At 63.6% G+C, this 17,143-nt stretch carries 17 protein-coding genes; 5 read left to right on the top strand and 12 right to left on the bottom strand.

Features of this window, described 5'->3' with window-relative positions; all coding sequences use genetic code 11:
* The 3 genes from FOS14_RS16570 to FOS14_RS16560 form a co-directional block, all read left to right on the top strand.
* A partial coding sequence (locus FOS14_RS16570; RefSeq protein ID WP_143769309.1) for an integrase core domain-containing protein occupies positions 1-270 on the top strand: 270 nt, incomplete at its 5' end.
* A 259-nt stretch (positions 271-529) separates the two neighbouring features.
* Positions 530-1,882 (top strand): 4-aminobutyrate--2-oxoglutarate transaminase, encoded by a 1,353-nt coding sequence (gene gabT, locus FOS14_RS16565; protein ID WP_143771898.1) that lies wholly within the window; start codon positions 530-532, stop codon positions 1,880-1,882.
* On the top strand, positions 1,879-3,345 hold the full coding sequence (locus FOS14_RS16560) for an NAD-dependent succinate-semialdehyde dehydrogenase (protein ID WP_143771897.1): 1,467 nt from the start codon (positions 1,879-1,881) through the stop codon (positions 3,343-3,345). The genes gabT and FOS14_RS16560 overlap by 4 nt, the downstream gene beginning before the upstream one ends.
* A 3-nt stretch (positions 3,346-3,348) precedes the next feature.
* Here FOS14_RS16560 and FOS14_RS16555 read toward each other — a convergent pair whose 3' ends face one another.
* Both FOS14_RS16555 and FOS14_RS16550 read right to left on the bottom strand, forming a co-directional pair.
* The gene (locus FOS14_RS16555; protein WP_143771896.1) at positions 3,349-4,530 is read right to left on the bottom strand and encodes a lipase family protein; all 1,182 of its coding nucleotides are present in this window, start codon (positions 4,528-4,530) and stop codon (positions 3,349-3,351) included.
* An 11-nt stretch (positions 4,531-4,541) separates the two neighbouring features.
* The gene (locus tag FOS14_RS16550; RefSeq protein ID WP_143771895.1) at positions 4,542-4,715 is read right to left on the bottom strand and encodes an antitoxin; all 174 of its coding nucleotides are present in this window, start codon (positions 4,713-4,715) and stop codon (positions 4,542-4,544) included.
* A gap of 106 nt (positions 4,716-4,821) precedes the next feature.
* On the opposite strand from FOS14_RS16550, the gene FOS14_RS16545 reads away from it, so the two are divergent.
* Complete coding sequence (locus tag FOS14_RS16545) at positions 4,822-5,586, top strand: SDR family oxidoreductase (RefSeq protein ID WP_255450393.1); 765 nt, start codon at positions 4,822-4,824, stop codon at positions 5,584-5,586.
* On the opposite strand, the gene FOS14_RS16540 is transcribed toward FOS14_RS16545, so the two are convergent.
* Genes FOS14_RS16540 through FOS14_RS16530 form a run of 3 tightly spaced genes read right to left on the bottom strand, consistent with a single transcriptional unit; the run spans position 5,583 to position 8,225 of the window.
* A complete protein-coding gene (locus FOS14_RS16540) occupies positions 5,583-6,575 on the bottom strand; it encodes an MBL fold metallo-hydrolase (protein ID WP_143771893.1) in 993 nt (330 codons plus the stop codon). The two genes, FOS14_RS16545 and FOS14_RS16540, sit on opposite strands and share 4 nt — an antisense overlap.
* A gap of 40 nt (positions 6,576-6,615) precedes the next feature.
* Positions 6,616-7,341, bottom strand: a complete 726-nt coding sequence (locus tag FOS14_RS16535) for an enoyl-CoA hydratase (RefSeq protein ID WP_143771892.1) — start codon at positions 7,339-7,341, stop codon at positions 6,616-6,618.
* A gap of 41 nt (positions 7,342-7,382) precedes the next feature.
* The gene (locus FOS14_RS16530) at positions 7,383-8,225 is read right to left on the bottom strand and encodes an aldo/keto reductase (RefSeq protein WP_143771891.1); all 843 of its coding nucleotides are present in this window, start codon (positions 8,223-8,225) and stop codon (positions 7,383-7,385) included.
* A 48-nt stretch (positions 8,226-8,273) separates the two neighbouring features.
* Here FOS14_RS16530 and FOS14_RS16525 point away from each other — a divergent pair, with 48 nt between their 5' ends.
* Positions 8,274-10,178, top strand: a complete 1,905-nt coding sequence (locus FOS14_RS16525; protein ID WP_143771890.1) for a propionyl-CoA synthetase — start codon at positions 8,274-8,276, stop codon at positions 10,176-10,178.
* On the opposite strand, the gene FOS14_RS25540 is transcribed toward FOS14_RS16525, so the two are convergent.
* The 7 genes from FOS14_RS25540 to FOS14_RS24780 all read right to left on the bottom strand — a co-directional run bounded on the left by FOS14_RS25540 (position 10,179) and on the right by FOS14_RS24780 (position 17,107).
* Complete coding sequence (locus FOS14_RS25540; protein WP_143771889.1) at positions 10,179-10,796, bottom strand: DUF4190 domain-containing protein; 618 nt, start codon at positions 10,794-10,796, stop codon at positions 10,179-10,181.
* A complete protein-coding gene (locus FOS14_RS16515; protein ID WP_143771888.1) occupies positions 10,793-12,469 on the bottom strand; it encodes a hypothetical protein in 1,677 nt (558 codons plus the stop codon). Before FOS14_RS16515 ends, FOS14_RS25540 begins: the two co-directional genes overlap by 4 nt.
* A gap of 94 nt (positions 12,470-12,563) precedes the next feature.
* On the bottom strand, positions 12,564-13,442 hold the full coding sequence (locus tag FOS14_RS16510) for an ABC transporter permease (RefSeq protein ID WP_143771887.1): 879 nt from the start codon (positions 13,440-13,442) through the stop codon (positions 12,564-12,566).
* Complete coding sequence (locus FOS14_RS16505; RefSeq protein WP_143771886.1) at positions 13,435-14,229, bottom strand: ABC transporter ATP-binding protein; 795 nt, start codon at positions 14,227-14,229, stop codon at positions 13,435-13,437. The genes FOS14_RS16510 and FOS14_RS16505 overlap by 8 nt, the downstream gene beginning before the upstream one ends.
* A 41-nt stretch (positions 14,230-14,270) precedes the next feature.
* Positions 14,271-15,962, bottom strand: a complete 1,692-nt coding sequence (locus tag FOS14_RS16500; protein ID WP_143771885.1) for a hypothetical protein — start codon at positions 15,960-15,962, stop codon at positions 14,271-14,273.
* A gap of 240 nt (positions 15,963-16,202) precedes the next feature.
* Complete coding sequence (locus tag FOS14_RS25535; protein WP_370512245.1) at positions 16,203-16,595, bottom strand: DUF2752 domain-containing protein; 393 nt, start codon at positions 16,593-16,595, stop codon at positions 16,203-16,205.
* A 41-nt stretch (positions 16,596-16,636) separates the two neighbouring features.
* Complete coding sequence (locus FOS14_RS24780) at positions 16,637-17,107, bottom strand: CD225/dispanin family protein (protein ID WP_185981803.1); 471 nt, start codon at positions 17,105-17,107, stop codon at positions 16,637-16,639.
* Positions 17,108-17,143: the final 36 nt, after the last annotated feature.

Genomic DNA, 17,143 nt, shown 5'->3' with positions numbered 1-17,143 from the left:
GGCATCACGCCCTCGATCGGTTCGGTCGGCGACGCCTACGACAACGGGTTGATGGAATCGATCATCGGCCTCTACAAGACCGAATGCATCCAGACCACGGTGTTCCACGCCGGGCCCTACAAGACGCTCAACGACATCGAATACGCCACATCTGGTTGGGTTGATTGGTACAACCACAGACGTCTGCATAGTTCACTCGGAATGCTCACCCCAACCGAGTACGAACAGGCTTTCAACACCGCTCGCGACCGGCAGTCGCAACCCGTCTAGGAGCGGCACGAAAGTCGTGACGCTTCAAACCAGCCCCGCCGCCGCCCACCGACCCCCTCACCGACGCCGAAGCCATAGACCTGCTCTACGAACCCACCTGGTGGGAACTGCACATGCCCGACCAACCCCCACCACCAGCCACCGACACCGAACTCCGCAACCACTACCGACAACACCGCGCAATAACCACCGCCCGCTCCCGACGCATGCCACCACCGTTTTGATGTGCGGCGCGCTGGCTCAGGAGTACTGTCCGCCCATGGACGATCTGACCTACCGGCTGCCCCAAAAGCGGGTCATCAGGACCGAATTGCCCGGTCCAGCTTCGCGAGCGCTGACCGAGCGGCGTAAAGCATCCGTCGCCGCCGGGGTCGGGTCGAGCGTCCCTGTTTACGCGGCGGACGCAGACGGCGCCGTGGTGGTGGATGTCGACGGAAATTCGCTGCTCGATTTCGGGTCAGGCATCGCGGTAACGAGTATCGGCGCGTCCAATCCGGCAGTAACTCAGGCTGTTTCGGAGCAAGCACAGCACTTCACGCACACCTGTTTCATGGTCACACCGTACGAGGGCTACGTCGCAGTGGCCGAGCAACTCGCCACCCTCACCCCGGGCAATCACGAGAAACGCTCGGTCCTGTTCAACTCGGGCGCGGAAGCCGTCGAGAACGCCGTCAAAGTGGCCCGCCTAGCCACGGGTCGTCAAGCAGTAGTCGCGTTCGACCACGCCTACCACGGTCGCACCAACCTCACCATGGCGCTCACGGCGAAGACGATGCCGTACAAGGCGCGGTTCGGGCCATTCGCACCCGAAATCTACCGGATGCCAATGTCATATCCCTTCCGCGACGACCCGGACCGCACCGGTGAGCAGTCGGCGCACGACGTCATCGACCGCATGGAAAAACAGATCGGCACCGACACCATCGCGGCAGTGGTCATCGAACCAATCCAGGGTGAGGGCGGATTCATAGTCCCCGCAACAGGTTTCCTGCCGACGCTGGTCGACTGGTGCCGCGCCAACGGCATCGTATTCATCGCCGACGAGGTGCAAACCGGTTTCGCCCGCACCGGCGACTGGTTTGCGTGCGAATACGAAGGAATCGTCCCCGATATCATCACCATGGCCAAAGGCATCGCGGGCGGCATGCCGCTGGCAGCGATCACCGGCCGAGCCGAACTGCTCGACGCCGTGCACCCCGGCGGACTCGGCGGAACCTTCGGTGGCAACCCGGTCGCCTGTGCAGCCGCCCTCGCAGCCATCGATACCATGCGTGCCAACGATTTACCGGCGCGCGCATGCGAAATCGAAGCCATCGCGCTGCCCCGACTGCGCGGCCTCGCCAACGACGTTGACGTCATCGGTGACGTTCGCGGTCGCGGTGCAATGCTGGCCATCGAGTTCGTCAGGGCGGGCACCACCGAGCCAGACCCCGCCCTCACGAAAGCCGTTGCAGCACGCGCCTTCGACCAGGGCCTCATTCTGTTGACCTGCGGCACATACGGCAACGTCATCCGCCTGCTTCCTCCCCTGGTCATCACCGAAGACGCTCTGCTCGACGGAATTTCGGTTATCGAGCAGGTCGTGCGAAACACTGCGGACGATCAGCGATGAGCTATCCGGCCCAGATTCAGCGACTCATCGACAGCCTCCCTACCGGACTGTGGATCGACGGCAAGCAAACGGATGCCATCGACGGCAACAGATTCGACGTCATCGACCCCGCAACCGGTGCAGCATTCACCACCGTCGCGGACGCCAACGGTAAAGACGCTGCGCGTGCACTCGATTCAGCGTGTGGTATGCAGCGGGAATGGGCCGCGACCGCCCCGCGGCGTCGCTCCGACATTCTGCGCGCGGCCTTCGATGCGGTCATCGAGCGCGCAGACGACTTTGCGCTCTTGATGACCCTCGAAATGGGTAAAGCGTTGCCAGAGAGTCGTTCCGAGGTGACCTACGGCGCCGAGTTCCTGCGCTGGTTCAGCGAGGAGGCGGTGCGCATCCAGGGCCGCTACACTCAGTCGCCCTCGGGCACGGGACGCATCCTCGTCACCAAAGGCCCAGTCGGGCCGTGCCTGGCGATCACCCCCTGGAACTTCCCGCTCGCCATGGGAACGCGCAAGATCGGGCCGGCGCTGGCGGCTGGCTGCACCATGATCGTCAAGCCTGCCGAAGACACTCCGCTCACGATGCTTTTGTTGGCAAAGGTCTTTGCCGATGCCGGCTTGCCGCCAGGTGTGCTATCCGTGCTGCCGGCAGCCTCAGCACCGCCCGTCACCGAACCGCTGCTGGCCGATCCGCGCCTGCGTAAGGTCACGTTCACGGGCTCGACGCGGGTCGGGAAGATTCTCATCGAGCAATCCGCGCACAACTTGCTGCGCACGTCGATGGAACTCGGCGGCAACGCACCGTTCGTCGTGTTCGATGACGCCGACCTCGACGCCGCGGTCGACGGCGCGATGGCCGCCAAGATGCGCAACGGCGGCCAGGCCTGCACTGCAGCGAACCGGTTGATCGTCGCCAACGCCGTCCGCGAAGAGTTCACCGCCAAACTGACCGACCGCATTGCCGCCATGAGCGTAGGCCCCGGCTATCAAGAGGGAATTGCGGTTGGCCCCTTGATCAATCAAAAGCAGCGCAACAATGTCGCCAGGCTCGTCGACGATGCCGTCACCGGTGGCGCCAAGATCCGGATCGGCGGCGCGGCTATCGATGGGCCTGGCTTCTATTATCAGCCGACGGTCCTCGACGAGGTGGTGCCCGGCTCCAGCATCGTCACCGAAGAGATTTTCGGCCCGGTCAGCGCCATCACCGGTTTCGACACGGAAGCCGAGGCAATCGCCGCCGCCAACGACACCGAATTCGGCTTGGCCGCCTACATTTACACGCAAGGACTCGATCGCGCACTGCGAGTGGCCGACGCGATCGAATCCGGCATGGTCGGGATCAACCGCGGCGTCGTCTCCGATGTTGCGGCGCCGTTCGGCGGAGTGAAGCAATCGGGACTGGGCTCTGAAGGCGGCGTCGAGGGCATCGAGGAGTACCTCGACACCAAGTACATCGGTCTCACCAAGTAGCGCTCAGGAAGTCGCGCAGTTGTCCGGCGCGGGTTTGCCCGCGAACCGGTCCGCCACCCAATTGACTGCGCCGGGCACCGCTGCGGGATCGCCGTGCCCCTCCCCCTGCCGCACCTCGAGATCGATGACGTCGCCCATGTCGCAGGCCTTGCGCACCGCTGCCTCGGTCCATTGCGGAAGGATCAGCGAGTCGTTGGCGCCGACCACCACGAGCATTGGGCCGTCCGCACGTCGTTGCGGTAGCGCGATGTCCTTCAGGATCTGCTGAATGCGCGTCAGGTCTTCCGGGCTGCGCGCCGTCACCTTCACGCCATTGAGGTCCAGGGCCGCAGCGGCCTGCCGGTGGCGATCACAACTGATCACGTCGTCGGTGTCGGCCGCGAGTTTGCCCTGCAGGTAAGCACTGACATCCAGATCGTGATGACTCACCTTCAGCCCGGTGATGAGGATCGGGAGCAGCATCTTCTGCGCGAGCGTCAGATTCGGCGTGGTCGAACCCGCCATGACCGGACTGAGATCCGCGGCGGGCGACAGATCGGCCGAGCCGACGAAGCGCAGCCCCTCGCCGTAGTCTTCGGCATGGCCGGCCGCCGCCCACGATGCTTGCCCACCTTGGGAGATCCCGAACGCGGCCCATCGATCACTGGTGCCGGGGATGACGTTGCGCGCTGCGCGAACCGCATCAATGAGGTCGTAGGCAGCACTGTTCGGCTCCAGGTACGGATGCTCGCCGGGCGTCCCCAACCCCTGATAGTCGCTCACCGCGACGACGTAGCCGCGCTGCAGGAAGGCGATGACCGGGCCGATGGCCCCCAACAGGTCGGGATGGCGCGAAGGCGCGCAGTTATCGGTCAACCCGGTGGTGCCGTGACCCAGGGTCACCACCGGCCAACCGCCTGGGGGCGGGTTGCCGGGCGGCTGAAACACGGTTCCGCTGACCTGCACGCCGGAGCCGTCGATACCGGAAGTCGACCGGTACAGGACCAGGGTTGCGCGGGAACCCGGCACCGCGGAATAGGCGTCGCTGTCGGAGACAGGCTGCTGGGAAACGATCGTGCCGCGCTGCTCGACCGGAAGTAGCTGAGCACCTGGTGGAGATTCGTGACCGCATCCCGCCAGCACACCGACAGCGACTATCAGCGTGGTGCAGAGCGTCGAGAAGCGTGTGCTGGTCGGAAGCGGCACCTTTCGCGGGACTATTTGTCTAGAGCGTTCTTGGCGGCCTCTTGCGCCTTATCGACTACTTGCGCGAACTTGCCGCCCGTCTTCTCGTCGACTATGTCGCCGGCCTTCTCCACGGCCGCCTCGACCTGATCCTTGTGTTCGCTGGCCAAGTCCTTGGCCTTGTCGGCGAGACCCTTGAAATCCATGCGCTTCCTCTTTCACTCCAGCTTCCCCGACGCCACTCTCACAGTAGCGAGGGTTCGGCACTATGGTGTGCAGTGCGCCAAGCCTGACGTCCGAGAAGGGGAGCTTGTGTCCACCGTCCTGCTCACCGGGGGTACCGGAACTCTGGGTCGCGCAGTCGACGCACAGCTGACGACGAACGGCTTCGACGTTCGCACCCTCAGCCGACGACCCCGACCGGACGATGTATCCGCGACGCGCTGGGCGACTGCGGATCTACGACGCAACACCGGACTGGAAGAGGCGGTTACCGGAGTGGACGTCGTAGTGCACTGCGCGACCGGTCGAGACGACGTGGCCGCCTCGCGCAACCTCATCAATGCGATTCGGGCGTACGGCGACACGCCTCACCTGGTGTACATCTCGATCGTCGGAGTAGACGACATTCCCCTGTTCTACTACCGCGCCAAACGAGACGTCGAGGACCTCGTGGCGTCGGCCGAGCTGCCGTGGACGATCTTGCGTGCCACTCAGTTTCACGATCTTGTCGTTCGGTTGTTTGCCAGCCAGCGGGGGCTGCCGTTGCTACTCGCGCCCGAATTTTCGTTTCAGCCCATCGATGTGCGCGATGTCGCCGAACGTATCACCGAGATCGTCGGCCAGCCCGCCGCGGGACGCGTGCCCGACATCGGTGGCCCAGAGGTCCGCACCGCATCCGACCTCGCACGCGCCTACCTCGACGCGGTGAAACTACGGCGCAAGCTCGTCGGGTTCTCCTTGCCGGGCAAGACGTTCGCCGGCTATCGCGCCGGGCACAACCTCATCCCAGAAAACGCTGTCGGCACCATCACCTACGAGCAATTCCTCGCCGAAACTTCCGTGCGGCACTCCTAGATTCCGGCCCACCATTCGATGTTGGACCCTGGATTGGCGAAGTCGATCCGCTGACCCGGCTGCGGGACGCGCACCGAAACGCCGGACTCGGCCGCGGCGGCGAGCAGGCGATGAACCGGTTCGGCCCAGGGGTGGAAAGCCAGGTTGTAGGTGGCCCAGTGGATCGGCACGATCGTGCCGAAATCAGCATGCGCACCGGCACTGAGATCCCGGTGCGCCCGCACCGCCTCCTCGGGATTCATGTGAATGTCGGGCCACATTGCGTCGTATGCCCCGATCGGCAACAGCGTGAGGTCGAAAGGCCCATGCTCTCCACCGATTTCGGCGAAGCAACGCGAATACCCGGTGTCACCACCGAAATACACCCGCCGGGTGGGGCCGGCGATCACCCACGACGCCCACAGCGTCGTGTTTCGCACCAGGCCGCGGCCGGAGAAGTGTCGAGCCTCGGTGCAGGTGATAGTCAATCCGCCGACGGTCGCGCTTGCGCCCCAATCGAGTTCGATGATCCGATCATCGGCCACGCCCCACCGCCGCAGGTAGTCAGCGATTCCCAGGGGAACAACGAACGGCGCCTGCTGAGAGTCGTTGAGCGACTTGATAGTCGCTTTGTCCAGATGGTCGTAGTGGTCGTGCGAAATGATGATCGCGTCGAGCGCGGGCAGTGACTCCAAGGGACTCGGAACCGGGTGCATCCGCGTTGGCCCGACCAGCGAGGTCGGCGATACCCGCTCGCTCCACACGGGATCGGTCAGAACGCGGTGGCCGTCCACCTCGATCAACACCGAAGCGTGCCCGAACCAGGTGGCGGCCAGTTGCGCGGCCTCGGCAGGCAACTCCGGCTGGGTCAGCGGAACCGGGCGCGACGGCCGGCCCACCCGGCCGCGGGTGAGCAGATCGCGCAGGATCGACGACTGACCGGATGTCGACACAATGCTCGACGGCTCTGTATTTCGGAACCGACGGCGAGTGGTGTTGCTGACAGTCACAGCACCACCTTAGTCGAAGTTGAGATATATCCTCCGCTTTTTAGCGGCCAGCGAACAGCGGCTTTCGCTTCTCGGCCCGCGCCCGCCGGCCTTCCTTGGCGTCCTCGCTGAGCCAGGCCGCCAGCATCGCCGCGCGCTGTTCGTGCGTCTCGTCCGCCGAGGCGCCCTCGTTGAACACCAGCTTCAAGTGCTGCAGCGTCAGCGGCGCCAGCGTGGCAATGTCCGCCGCCCAGTCTTGCGCGTCGGCAAGCGAGCCGATGCGGTTGGCCAGCCCGCACGCCAGCGCGTCGTCGGCCGGCAACGATTCGACACCCAGCAGGATGGAACGCGCTCGTCCGCCACCGGCGAGCTCGGCGAGCCTGTGCACCGTCCATCGGTTGACCGTGATGCCCAGTCGCGCCGCCGGGATGGCGAAGTACGCGTCCGGGGCAACCACTCGCAGGTCCGAGGCGAGCGCCAACTGGGTGCCCGCGCCGATCGCTGGACCGTTCACCGCCGAAATCACCGGGGCGCCAATCGAATCGATTGTTTCCAGCATCTCTACAAGGGCGTCGGTGAAGGACTCCGTATACACCTCGGAAAGGTCAGCCCCCGCGCAGAATGCCTTGCCCTGCCCGGTCAGCACTATCGCCCGCGCCTCGTCGGCCGCGGCCTTGTCCATCGCATCGCGCAACGCCTCGATCAGCTCGAGGTTGAGGGCGTTGCGTTGCTGCGGCCGCTGCAACTCGATGGTGACCACGCCGCCGCTCTGGGTGTATCCGATCATGTCAGCGAACCTATCAACGACCGGCTGTGTGCGGGACCGCCTCAGGGCCAACGATCAGGATCAGGACCGGTCCGCGTGCCGTCGTCGAGACCCGAAATCGTGCTCATCGCCGCAGCGTCGAGTTCGAAACCGAAGATGTCGAAGTTGCTGCGGATGCGTTCAGGGGTCACCGATTTTGGAATCACGATGTTGCCGAGTTGCACCTGCCAGCGCAAGATCACCTGCGCTGGCGTTTTGCTCAGTTCCGCGGCGATCCGCCCGATCGTCGGGTCGTCGAGCACCATTCCCGAGCCCAGTGGGCTCCACGCTTCCGTGGCTATCCCCCGCTCGGTGTGGAAGGCTCGCAGCTCCGATTGGGTCAGGCGCGGATGCAACTCGATCTGGTGGACCGCCGGGACTCGGCCGATGGTGTCGATGAGCCGCTCGAGCGATGAAATGGAAAAGTTCGATACGCCGATGGACCCAACCCGGCCCTCGTCGGCGAGGTGGGCGAACGCGCGGAAGGTGTCGAGGTAGCGGTCGCGTTTGAGGTCTTGCCAATGAATGAGGTAGAGGTCGAGGTAGTCGAGACCGAGTCGATCGAGGCTGGCATCGAAGGCACGCAGGGTGGACTCGTAACCCTGGTCGTCGTTCCACAGCTTGGTGGTGACGAAAAGTTCGTCACGGGGGAGGCCGGACGCGTTCAGCGCCTTGCCGGTGCCGCGTTCGTTCCCATAGATCGCCGCGGTGTCGATGCTGCGGTAACCCGCGTCCAACGCGGTCGACACGGCGTCGTAGGCCTGATCGTCCGGGACCTGCCAGACGCCGAAGCCGAGCACAGGCATGGCGTTGCCGTCATTGAGCGCGATCGTCGGGACGGTGGTCGATTGGCTGCGAAAGGTCATAGGTCGAGTAATACCCGCCGCGCAGAAATCTCACCGTAATGTGGATGGATGCCCACCTACTCGCAGACCTACCGCGCAAGCGTGGATGACCCCGAGCGGTTTTGGCTGGGCGCTGCCGCCGCAATCGACTGGGATTCCGCTCCGCGACGCGCGCTCGATGATTCCAATGCGCCCTTCTACCGATGGTTCCCCGACGGCCAACTGAACACCTGCGTCAACGCGGTGGACCGTCACGTCGCGGCCGGCCGCGGCGATCAGGCGGCGCTCATTTATGACTCTGCGATGACCGGGGTGCAGCGCACCTATACCTATGCGGAGTTGCAGGAGCGGGTGGCCCGGTTCGCGGGAGTTCTTGTTGCCCAAGGTGTCACACGCGGAGACCGGGTGGTCATCTATCTGCCGATGATCCCGGAAGCCGTCGTCGCCATGCTCGCCTGCGCCCGCATCGGCGCGATTCACTCGGTGGTTTTCGGCGGCTTCGCGGCCAAGGAGCTCGCGGCGCGGATCACCGACGCGGCACCGAAACTCGTCATCACCACGTCGGGCGGCTTGGAACCTGGTCGCACCATCGAATACCTGCCGATTGTTGCCAGCGCGCTGGAAATTGCTGGCACACAAGGTATCGCCGCGGTGATTGTCAAGAACCGGCCACAAATTCCGGGTACCGCGCAAGACTTTGCGGGGCATGACATTCCGTGGCTGGACTGGGACGAGCTCACTGCGGCAGCCGAACCCGCGGATCCGGTGCCGGTGGCGGCCACCGACCCCCTCTACATCCTCTACACGTCGGGAACCACCGGCAAGCCCAAGGGCGTGGTCCGCGACAACGGCGGCCACGCCGTCGCGCTGGAGTGGTCGATGCGCCACATCTACGACATCGGTCCAGGCCAGGTCATGTGGACCGCGTCCGATGTCGGCTGGGTGGTGGGCCACTCCTACATCGTCTACGGCCCGTTACTGGTCGGTGCGACGACCGTGCTGTACGAGGGCAAACCCGTGGGCACCCCGGACGCCGGCGCGTTCTGGCGAGTCATCAACGACCACGGCGTGCAGGCACTGTTCACGGCGCCGACTGCGTTGCGGGCGATCCGCAAGGTCGACCCCGAATCGACAGAACTCGACAAGTACGACATCTCCACTCTGGACAACCTTTTCGTCGCCGGTGAGCGCCTCGATCCGAACACGTACGACTGGATCTCCTCGGTGCTGCACCGGCCGGTGATCGACCACTGGTGGCAGACCGAGACCGGTTGGCCGGTGTGCGCCAACCCGCGCGGGATCGAGCACCTCCCGATCAAGCCCGGTTCACCGTCGGTGCCGGTCCCCGGCTACCGGCTGCTCGTTCTCGATGATCAAGGGGTTCCCGCGCCCACCGGCGAGGAAGGCAACATCGTGTTGGCGCTACCCCTTCCACCCGGAACGCTGACCACGCTGTGGCACGACGACGACCGATATGTGCGTTCCTACCTGTCGGCCTACGACGGGTATTACCTCACCGGCGATTCGGGGTACATCGACGCCGAGGGGTACGTGTACGTGCTCGGCCGCAGCGACGACGTCATCAACGTCGCGGGGCACCGCCTGTCGACGGGGGGCATCGAGGCGGTGCTGGCTGGGCATCCCGCGGTGGCCGAGTGCGCCGTGATCGGTGTGCACGACGAACTCAAGGGCCAGCGCCCGAGCGGATACGTGGTGCTGAAAGCGGGCGCCGACATCACGCCCGACGAGTTGCGCGGCGAACTGGTGCAGAAGGTGCGCAGCGAGATCGGCGCCGTGGCCTCGCTGCAGGAGGTGACAGTTGTCGCTGCCCTGCCAAAGACCCGGTCAGGCAAGATCCTGCGCAAGACAATGCGGCAGATCGTGGCGGGTGAGGAGTTCAGCACGCCGTCGACGATCGAAGATCCGGCGGTCCTGGAGACATTGGCGGAGACGATCGGGCGAGGGCGGGAGTGATCACTCCTTTTCGAGGCAGAGCACGGTGTCAGATGTCGAACCTCCGGTACGCACCCAATTGCCGTCGCAGTCATAGATACTGTTCGTCCGCTTCGTGACGCGGTCTGTCGCGTAGTTAGAACCGCACGTGGCTGGCGTGACAGTTACTGAACTGGTGCCGTCGCTGTTCGTGGCCCCAGTCACCCGATGAATACAACTACCAACCTGCGCTTGCCGGATCACGCTGGCGGTGTCGTCGCTTGGGTCCGGCGTCGAATAGTCCGTACTGGGCACATCCTCGGTGGTGGAGTAGGTCGGGTATGACGACGTGTCATATGCGGCATTGGCCTGATCGTCGACAGCATGCATAAAACTGACCACTGAGGCCACGACCACGACGGTCACCACGACACCGACAACGGTGAAGATGTAGCCGATCACCAGCCCGGCTATCGCGAGCCCACGCCCCTCGTCGCCTGTCCGCTTGATCTGCGACAACGAAATGTGCCCGAAGAGAATACCGAGGGGCGCGAAGAACAACGAGCAAACGAGCGCCGCGATGGCAAGCCCGTTTGTTTTTCGAGGCGCGAAGGGTTGGTAATAAAACTGGCCAGGCGGGGGCGGGGGTGGCGTGGTCATTCGGCGGACACCTTAACTGTCCTACCGGCTCTACCGAGTTCGATGATCTTGACCGTTTCGGTCTTCGTGGGGCTGAATCGGTCCGAGCTGTAGAGCTTGGTCACGGTGCTTGCACCCTCGATCACATAGACGGGTGAGTAGTCAGAGTAGGAGTCGGTGATGCGAACCGCTTGTCCGGATGTCACCTTCAGATCTACGATCGCGACGCCACGCTCGCGGCCCAAGGCTGAGTGGAACGGCGGCTTCAGAGTCACTTCCACGCTGTGCCCCTGGCTCAATGTCGCCTGTGCGTCCGACCGCGCGAACGCGGCTAGGCTTGCCGGCGGACCGGCCATCGCCACCAGGTACGTCACCTGGTCCTTGGTCATTGCGTTCAGGCCGTTGATCTCAAAACTGAGCAGTGTGCCGACCGGATCGATGTGCCAGCCGCTGCTGTCGCGAACCGCTCTCAGGGAAGTCGGGAACTGGGGACCGTAGCGGAACGGGTCCAGGAGACCCGGCCCGCTCTCGCCTCCACAGACGTGATCGCGGTGACCTTCGGAGTTGGTTGTGTCGATGCAATTACCGCTGATGCGCACGTCGGTTCTTTCATCGTTGTCGCTAACTGTCAACGCGACCTGATCGGCGGTGACCTTCGCTGTGTCCCCCGAGATATCCGAATTGAAGTCGGCACGGTTGACATCGACGCTGACGGTCGACTCCGCCCCGTCGAACAGCTTGTTCAACGCCGGGCGGTACGTGGCGATGGCTATGGCGACCTGCGGGCTCGCCATCTGCTCCAACTGAGATACGTCGTGATTGCCGGCGACGCTGGCCACCGCCTCGGTGAATCCCTTGGCGGCGGCCCCCGGGTTGTCGTATTTGGTGATGTCCGGGTTGGGATGGTCAACTCGCTGGACGCCTAGCACCTCGGTGGCGTACTCCCCTGCCGTGTACAGCGGGCTGATGTACCAACGGTCATCAACCTTCACTGTCATGACGAACGGCGCAATCGCATCGCCTTGCTTCGACTTTCCGGTGAGATCGCCGACGGTCAGGGTTCTGTTCGTCGCCTCGGCAGATGGGCTGATCAAGTCGCGGATGCCAGGGTTCGCCTGTTTGGGGTCGATCGAGAGCGCTACTGAACCGCTCGTGAAGGTGACCTTCGCCAGGTCGTCGCGGATCTGCTCGGTTGTGGTGTGGAGGTCAGTAGTGGTTATCGACAATCCCTGCAGCAGGGCACCCGTATCCCCGCCCTCTTGGAACCCGCCTTCGGTGGCCTTATTGCTTGTGCTCCTCACCAAGTCCTGCAAGCCGTTCATTTCGCCTGAAGCGACGATGTCGGCGAATTTGATCGGATCCCGGGACTGCACCGCCGATAGGGCATCTAATGCCGCGTTCTCGGGCGAGTTGGCGCCACTGGTGCCGGACAGAAAGGTCCAAGCCGTGATTCCGCCGACGACCAGTAGCACGACGACGAACACTCCTGCACCGACAAACCACCATCGACGGCGGTTGCGGTGCGGTGGGCCGAAGCCTGACGGTGACAGTTGCTCGGCTGCGGCGGGAGCCCAACCCTGTTGCTGTGTTTGCCAGCCGCCCTCCGGCGGGGGCGGTGGAGGCGGCGGGGGCGCACCCCAGCCGTACGGCTGTTCGGTCGGTCCGTAAGGGGAACCGGGCGGTGGGTTAGTCACTGCGATCCCTTCTGACATCCGACCATGCGGACCGTAATCATAAGAATTCGCGGTCGGTGACGGGCGAAATGAATGTCAGCTACTTGAATGACAGTCAGCCTTTTACGTCGCTGACCAAGAAACGTACGTAGGAAAGGGCGAGAAATATGCCTGCGTAAAGCAAGGACAGAAACACCCCCCACTGCATTCCCAGCCAGTCGATGTCGGTGCGTGTCAACGCGAGCCAGGCTTCGTAGTTCCGGGTCGGCAGCACGGCACGAATCCCCCCTAAAGTCGGGAGCCCCCCGAAAATCGTTGAGCAAAGCACGACGATCACAGTGCCGCCCGCCGCAATCACCGGATTGTCTTGCGCCACTACCGACATGAACATGCCCAACGAACCTATCCACGCCAGATAGATGATCAAGTACCCCAGCGCCACGGCGAGGCGCCAAAGTTCTTGCGATTCGGGCACTTGCGTACCGCTTGGCGGCATGAGCGGCTTCAGACCGTAACAGAGCACGCCGATGGCCGCTGACATCGCAACGTATGTCGCCATCGCGAGCAAGCACACGACCCCGGCAGCCAGCAGTTTCCGCGTCAGAAGACGCCCGCGTGACACCGGCACGGTGAGCAACACGCGCAGGTAGTTCCATTGCGCTTCACGGGCAATGGACTCACCGAAGACCAAGGCGACGACGATGGCCATGCCGTACTGCGTTCCCAAGTCGAGCGCAAAGACCATGAAGTTCGCGGCGCTGTCAGTCGCCACCGCCGCAAAAATCCCCGCGCTCGCGCCGACCCCGCGCGCACCACCCGCGTGCACCGCTCCGGAAAGCAAAAGCGGTAGAATCGCCATTGCCACGAGGACGGCGCGAACGATCGGCCGACGCAGCTGGCGACCTACTTCCACCCGAACTTTCAATTCCGCGGCCACGGGTAGTTCGGGGATGCCGAGCGCCGTAGGCACAAGGTTCACAGGATGTTCACTCATCACCGACGGCCTCGAAATACATGTCCGCCAAGCGAATTCCGGATGCCCGCAACTCCACAACCGATCCTCGGTGCACCACCGACCCACGATTCAACAGGACTACCCCGGTGCACATCTGCTCCACCTCCTCGAGATGATGTGAAGCCATGAGTACTGCCCGACCGCTCGCGGCGTAGGACTGTAAAACGTTGCGCAAGAATCGGATTTGTCCGGGATCGAGGCCGTGTGTCGGCTCGTCGAGAATCAGCAGCCTCGGTAATCCGAGCATCGCTTGGGCAAGTCCGAGGCGATGACGCATGCCGAGGCTGTACCCCGACACACGTCGCCGCAGGGCTTCACCTAGACCGGACAGTTCGGCGACAATCTCGATGCACGATTCCGACTCGGGTCTGCCGGTCACCGACCATAGACTGCGCAGGCTCTCCCAGCCGGTCAAATGCGGCTGGACGCCTGGCGCCTCGATGCAAACTCCCACGTGCGAGAGCGCGGCCGCGCCTGCCTTAACGTTCTGACCGAACAGTGCCGCGCTGCCGCAATCCGGTTCGGCGAGGCCAGTGATCAATCGCAGCAGCGTCGTCTTTCCGGCACCGTTCGGTCCGAGCAGCCCGAGAATCTCTCCGGGTCGGACGTCGAACGACACATCGTGAACCACACGTCGGCCGGTGAGGGACTTACCGATCCCACGCACCACCAGTGGCATATCCGCCAGAGCCGTCGAGTCGCGACCCGCACGACCGTAGGTGAACCAAGCAATGACGCTCAGGTATATGGCGCCCAGAACCGCCACGCCGACGGCCGGAATGTCGTTTACGTCGATAGCAGACCTGCCTACCCGTACAGGCGCTGAGCGAGCGCGCTGTTCACTGCCGGATCACCGAGCGCCTGCAGCCATCCGATCAACTCCGGATAGGTGTTCGGATTGGCCGCTATGGCCGGACGCAGATCGGGACGTGCCTGCGCAAGGCGCGCGAGTTCGGCCTGTGGGGTTTGTGGATTCGCGGCCGCGAGCGCGTCCGCGTCGGTTGTCGCCGAACTCGCCACCGACGTGGCGGGAGTGGGCACGGCCGGCGGCGGCGTGGTCGAGATGAATGGTCCAGATTGCGGTCGCGAAAACGCGTGTGTTGGCTGGGCCATCTGGGGCTGAGCCGATGTCGGCATAGCGCCGGCCTGCATCGCACTGGCCGTACCACCCGTTGCCATCGCGAAGAGTGGAACGCCCTGGTAAAGACTGCGGACCGGCTTCGCTGCGAGAATTCCGACAGCAACGAGTATCGGGAGAATCGGCAATACCAACTCACGAGTGAAAAGTGCGGCCGCACCGCCCATCACACTAAGCGCAATGAGCCGGGCAACAGTCAGGACGAACAGTCCCAGGCAGATGCCGAGAATCATTTCCCGCGCGGGCCGCGGATCAGTGGCGCCCTGACGCGGCCTCACCATCATGGTTCCCACGGTGGACAGCGCCCCGGAGAGCAGTGAGAAGACTGCCAAGGCCGCACTCGCACCTACGCCTAGTGGCGGTGTTCCATATTCGTTGCTGTAAGTCGCGACAACGATCGCACGGCCAATCGACACGATTGCGTCTGCGAAGTTCCAGACAGCCATGAGGAGCAGCAGGCCCCGTGCTGCCCGCAGCCACGTATAGCCGGGATGCGTTGAACCGTAATCGTTGAACACCTGACCCGGAGTCGTGGCCGCCACTCCAGCGGCGACCAGCAACACCGCGCCCATGTAGGCCGGGCTGGCGAGGAAGAAGTCGAACCTGACCTCCACGATGAAGGCCGAGAAGAACGACGCCACCACAAACGCAAGAGCCACGCCCATCAAAGCGATTCGCGCAGAAGCGAGTCCGCGGATCACACCGAGAACGACGACGGTGACGATGGCGATCGAACTGGCAACGAGCAACAGCGCCAGAACCAAGATGCGCAATGTGTCACTGGTTTCCGCATCATGCTGATGTGCAGTAGTGAGGATCGCAACGAGGTCGAGGAGCGCGGAAATAACGGTCAAGGCTAGCGCCGCAATGGCGAGCCCCCGTACGCCTGCGGACCACCGCGCCGGAATCATGGAAGAAGCCTCGATCTCGCTCGCACGCGGCTGCGCCGCAAGCACGACACCGGCAGCACCGAAAATCATGGCGGACCCGATGCCGGGACCGGCGTCTGCGTTGCTGAACACCCACAACGACGCGACCACGTCCCACAACAGGAAGCCGATGATCATCAACGCGTACGGGAGGTTGACGAGTAGTCGGATCATCCTGACCTGCGCGACATGCCAATTGGGGCCGAGCATGCCGAGTCGGGCGACATACGGCAGGGCAAGCGACGCTATCGACAGCAGTGTCAGCAGAATCACCAGCAGGATCAGTCCCGCGAAACCGCCTCCGGTGAAACTGAACTCACTGTTCCACGGAAGAAACATGGCGATGAACAGCAACAGGGCCGCGATCCCGTCCCGGACGTAGTCGGAAACCGCGATGCCGGCAAAAAGTGACCGCTTCGGCGCGCTCGCCATCGGCGCGCCAGGGACATACTGCGAACCGAAATAACCCGGTGGCGCCGAGGGTGGCGGCGCAGAGTATGCCTGCGCCGCTGGCGCCTGTGGGTATCCGACTTGGTAACCACCATTTTCGCTACCAGGATGCATTGCCGGCTCCTCCGCCTATTCGCCAATTTGTAGCGGCATATTGCCATACGCCGCATCGAAAACTTCATCCCGCGCTACCGTCATTTGAACGAACGACAGGCCCTGCGTTTATACACGCAATTCGCGAAATGGCCCCCACGGGATATTCCGCACGACGAACCACACGATTACTGCGATGAGCGTGATCTTCGGCGCCAAGTCTGTTTGGTGCCAGTATCGAGTTGAGCGACCACTCATTAGACCGATAGTCCATTGCACAAACGTCGCCGCGAGCGCAATGAATGCGACGAGTCCGAGAGCGTTGTAGCGCACAGCGCCCGTCACGTCGCCATGGCAAAGTGCATAGACCATTCGCATGCTTCCGCAACCGGGGCAGTCGATCCCCAGTAATGCCTTGGTCGGGCAGATGGGGACCGGGCCACCTGGAGTAGCAGGATCGGCCCAATTGACAAATAGGCACAGCGCCGCGACCCCCGCCAGAACGCCGACTGGTGCCAACAGTGGACTGGCTCCATGCTCCGTCGATGCTGGTCTGTCGATAGTCACGCGTTCGCAACCATCGCGATCCAAAATATGACCCAGGCAACGGTTCCAACCAATCCAGCAATCAATGACCAGAGCGCAAATTTCTTCGCATCTTCAGCGGCCTGCATCGCCTCGCCGCTGCGCCCTTGCGCCCACAGACTGTTTACTTGGGACGACTTGACGATTGAGACGATGCCAAGCGGGAGACAGCAAAAGATCGTAGCCAAGATCGCCCACACCATGTTGTTGTCGGGCGCAGAGCCGACCGGCTGGCCGTACGGCTGCTGGCCGTAGCCCTGTTGCCCGTAGCCCTGTTGCCCGTAGCCCTGTTGCCGATACGGCTGCTGGACGTACGGTTGCGGCGCATACGGCTGGGACGCCTGCGGTTGAGGTCCGTACTGGTTCTGACCTTGGCGTTGCTGCGGATGCGGCTGTTCTCCGTACGGAGAAGGTTGATCGCCGTACGGCGACGGCGGCGGATACGTCATGGCGCCCCTTCGGCTCGTTGTCGACCCGCTGACCGT

This window comes from Skermania sp. ID1734, from assembly GCF_007489285.1.
In the GTDB taxonomy this organism is placed as follows: domain Bacteria; phylum Actinomycetota; class Actinomycetes; order Mycobacteriales; family Mycobacteriaceae; genus ID1734.
The sequence above is the reverse complement of the archived record's forward strand: the minus strand, read 5'-3'. Positions and strand labels throughout refer to the sequence as shown.

Excerpts from the sequence above, each read along its gene's own strand:
- gabT (WP_143771898.1), top strand. The coding sequence starts at position 530 with ATGGACGATCTGACCTACCGGCTGCCCCAAAAGCGGGTCATCAGGACC.
- FOS14_RS16560 (WP_143771897.1), top strand. The coding sequence starts at position 1,879 with ATGAGCTATCCGGCCCAGATTCAGCGACTCATCGACAGCCTCCCTACC.
- FOS14_RS16550 (WP_143771895.1), bottom strand. The coding sequence starts at position 4,715 with ATGGATTTCAAGGGTCTCGCCGACAAGGCCAAGGACTTGGCCAGCGAA.
- FOS14_RS16535 (WP_143771892.1), bottom strand. The coding sequence starts at position 7,341 with ATGATCGGATACACCCAGAGCGGCGGCGTGGTCACCATCGAGTTGCAG.
- FOS14_RS16530 (WP_143771891.1), bottom strand. The coding sequence starts at position 8,225 with ATGACCTTTCGCAGCCAATCGACCACCGTCCCGACGATCGCGCTCAAT.
- FOS14_RS16525 (WP_143771890.1), top strand. The coding sequence starts at position 8,274 with ATGCCCACCTACTCGCAGACCTACCGCGCAAGCGTGGATGACCCCGAG.
- FOS14_RS25540 (WP_143771889.1), bottom strand. The coding sequence starts at position 10,796 with ATGACCACGCCACCCCCGCCCCCGCCTGGCCAGTTTTATTACCAACCC.
- FOS14_RS16510 (WP_143771887.1), bottom strand. The coding sequence starts at position 13,442 with ATGAGTGAACATCCTGTGAACCTTGTGCCTACGGCGCTCGGCATCCCC.
- FOS14_RS16500 (WP_143771885.1), bottom strand. The coding sequence starts at position 15,962 with ATGGCGAGCGCGCCGAAGCGGTCACTTTTTGCCGGCATCGCGGTTTCC.
- FOS14_RS24780 (WP_185981803.1), bottom strand. The coding sequence starts at position 17,107 with ATGACGTATCCGCCGCCGTCGCCGTACGGCGATCAACCTTCTCCGTAC.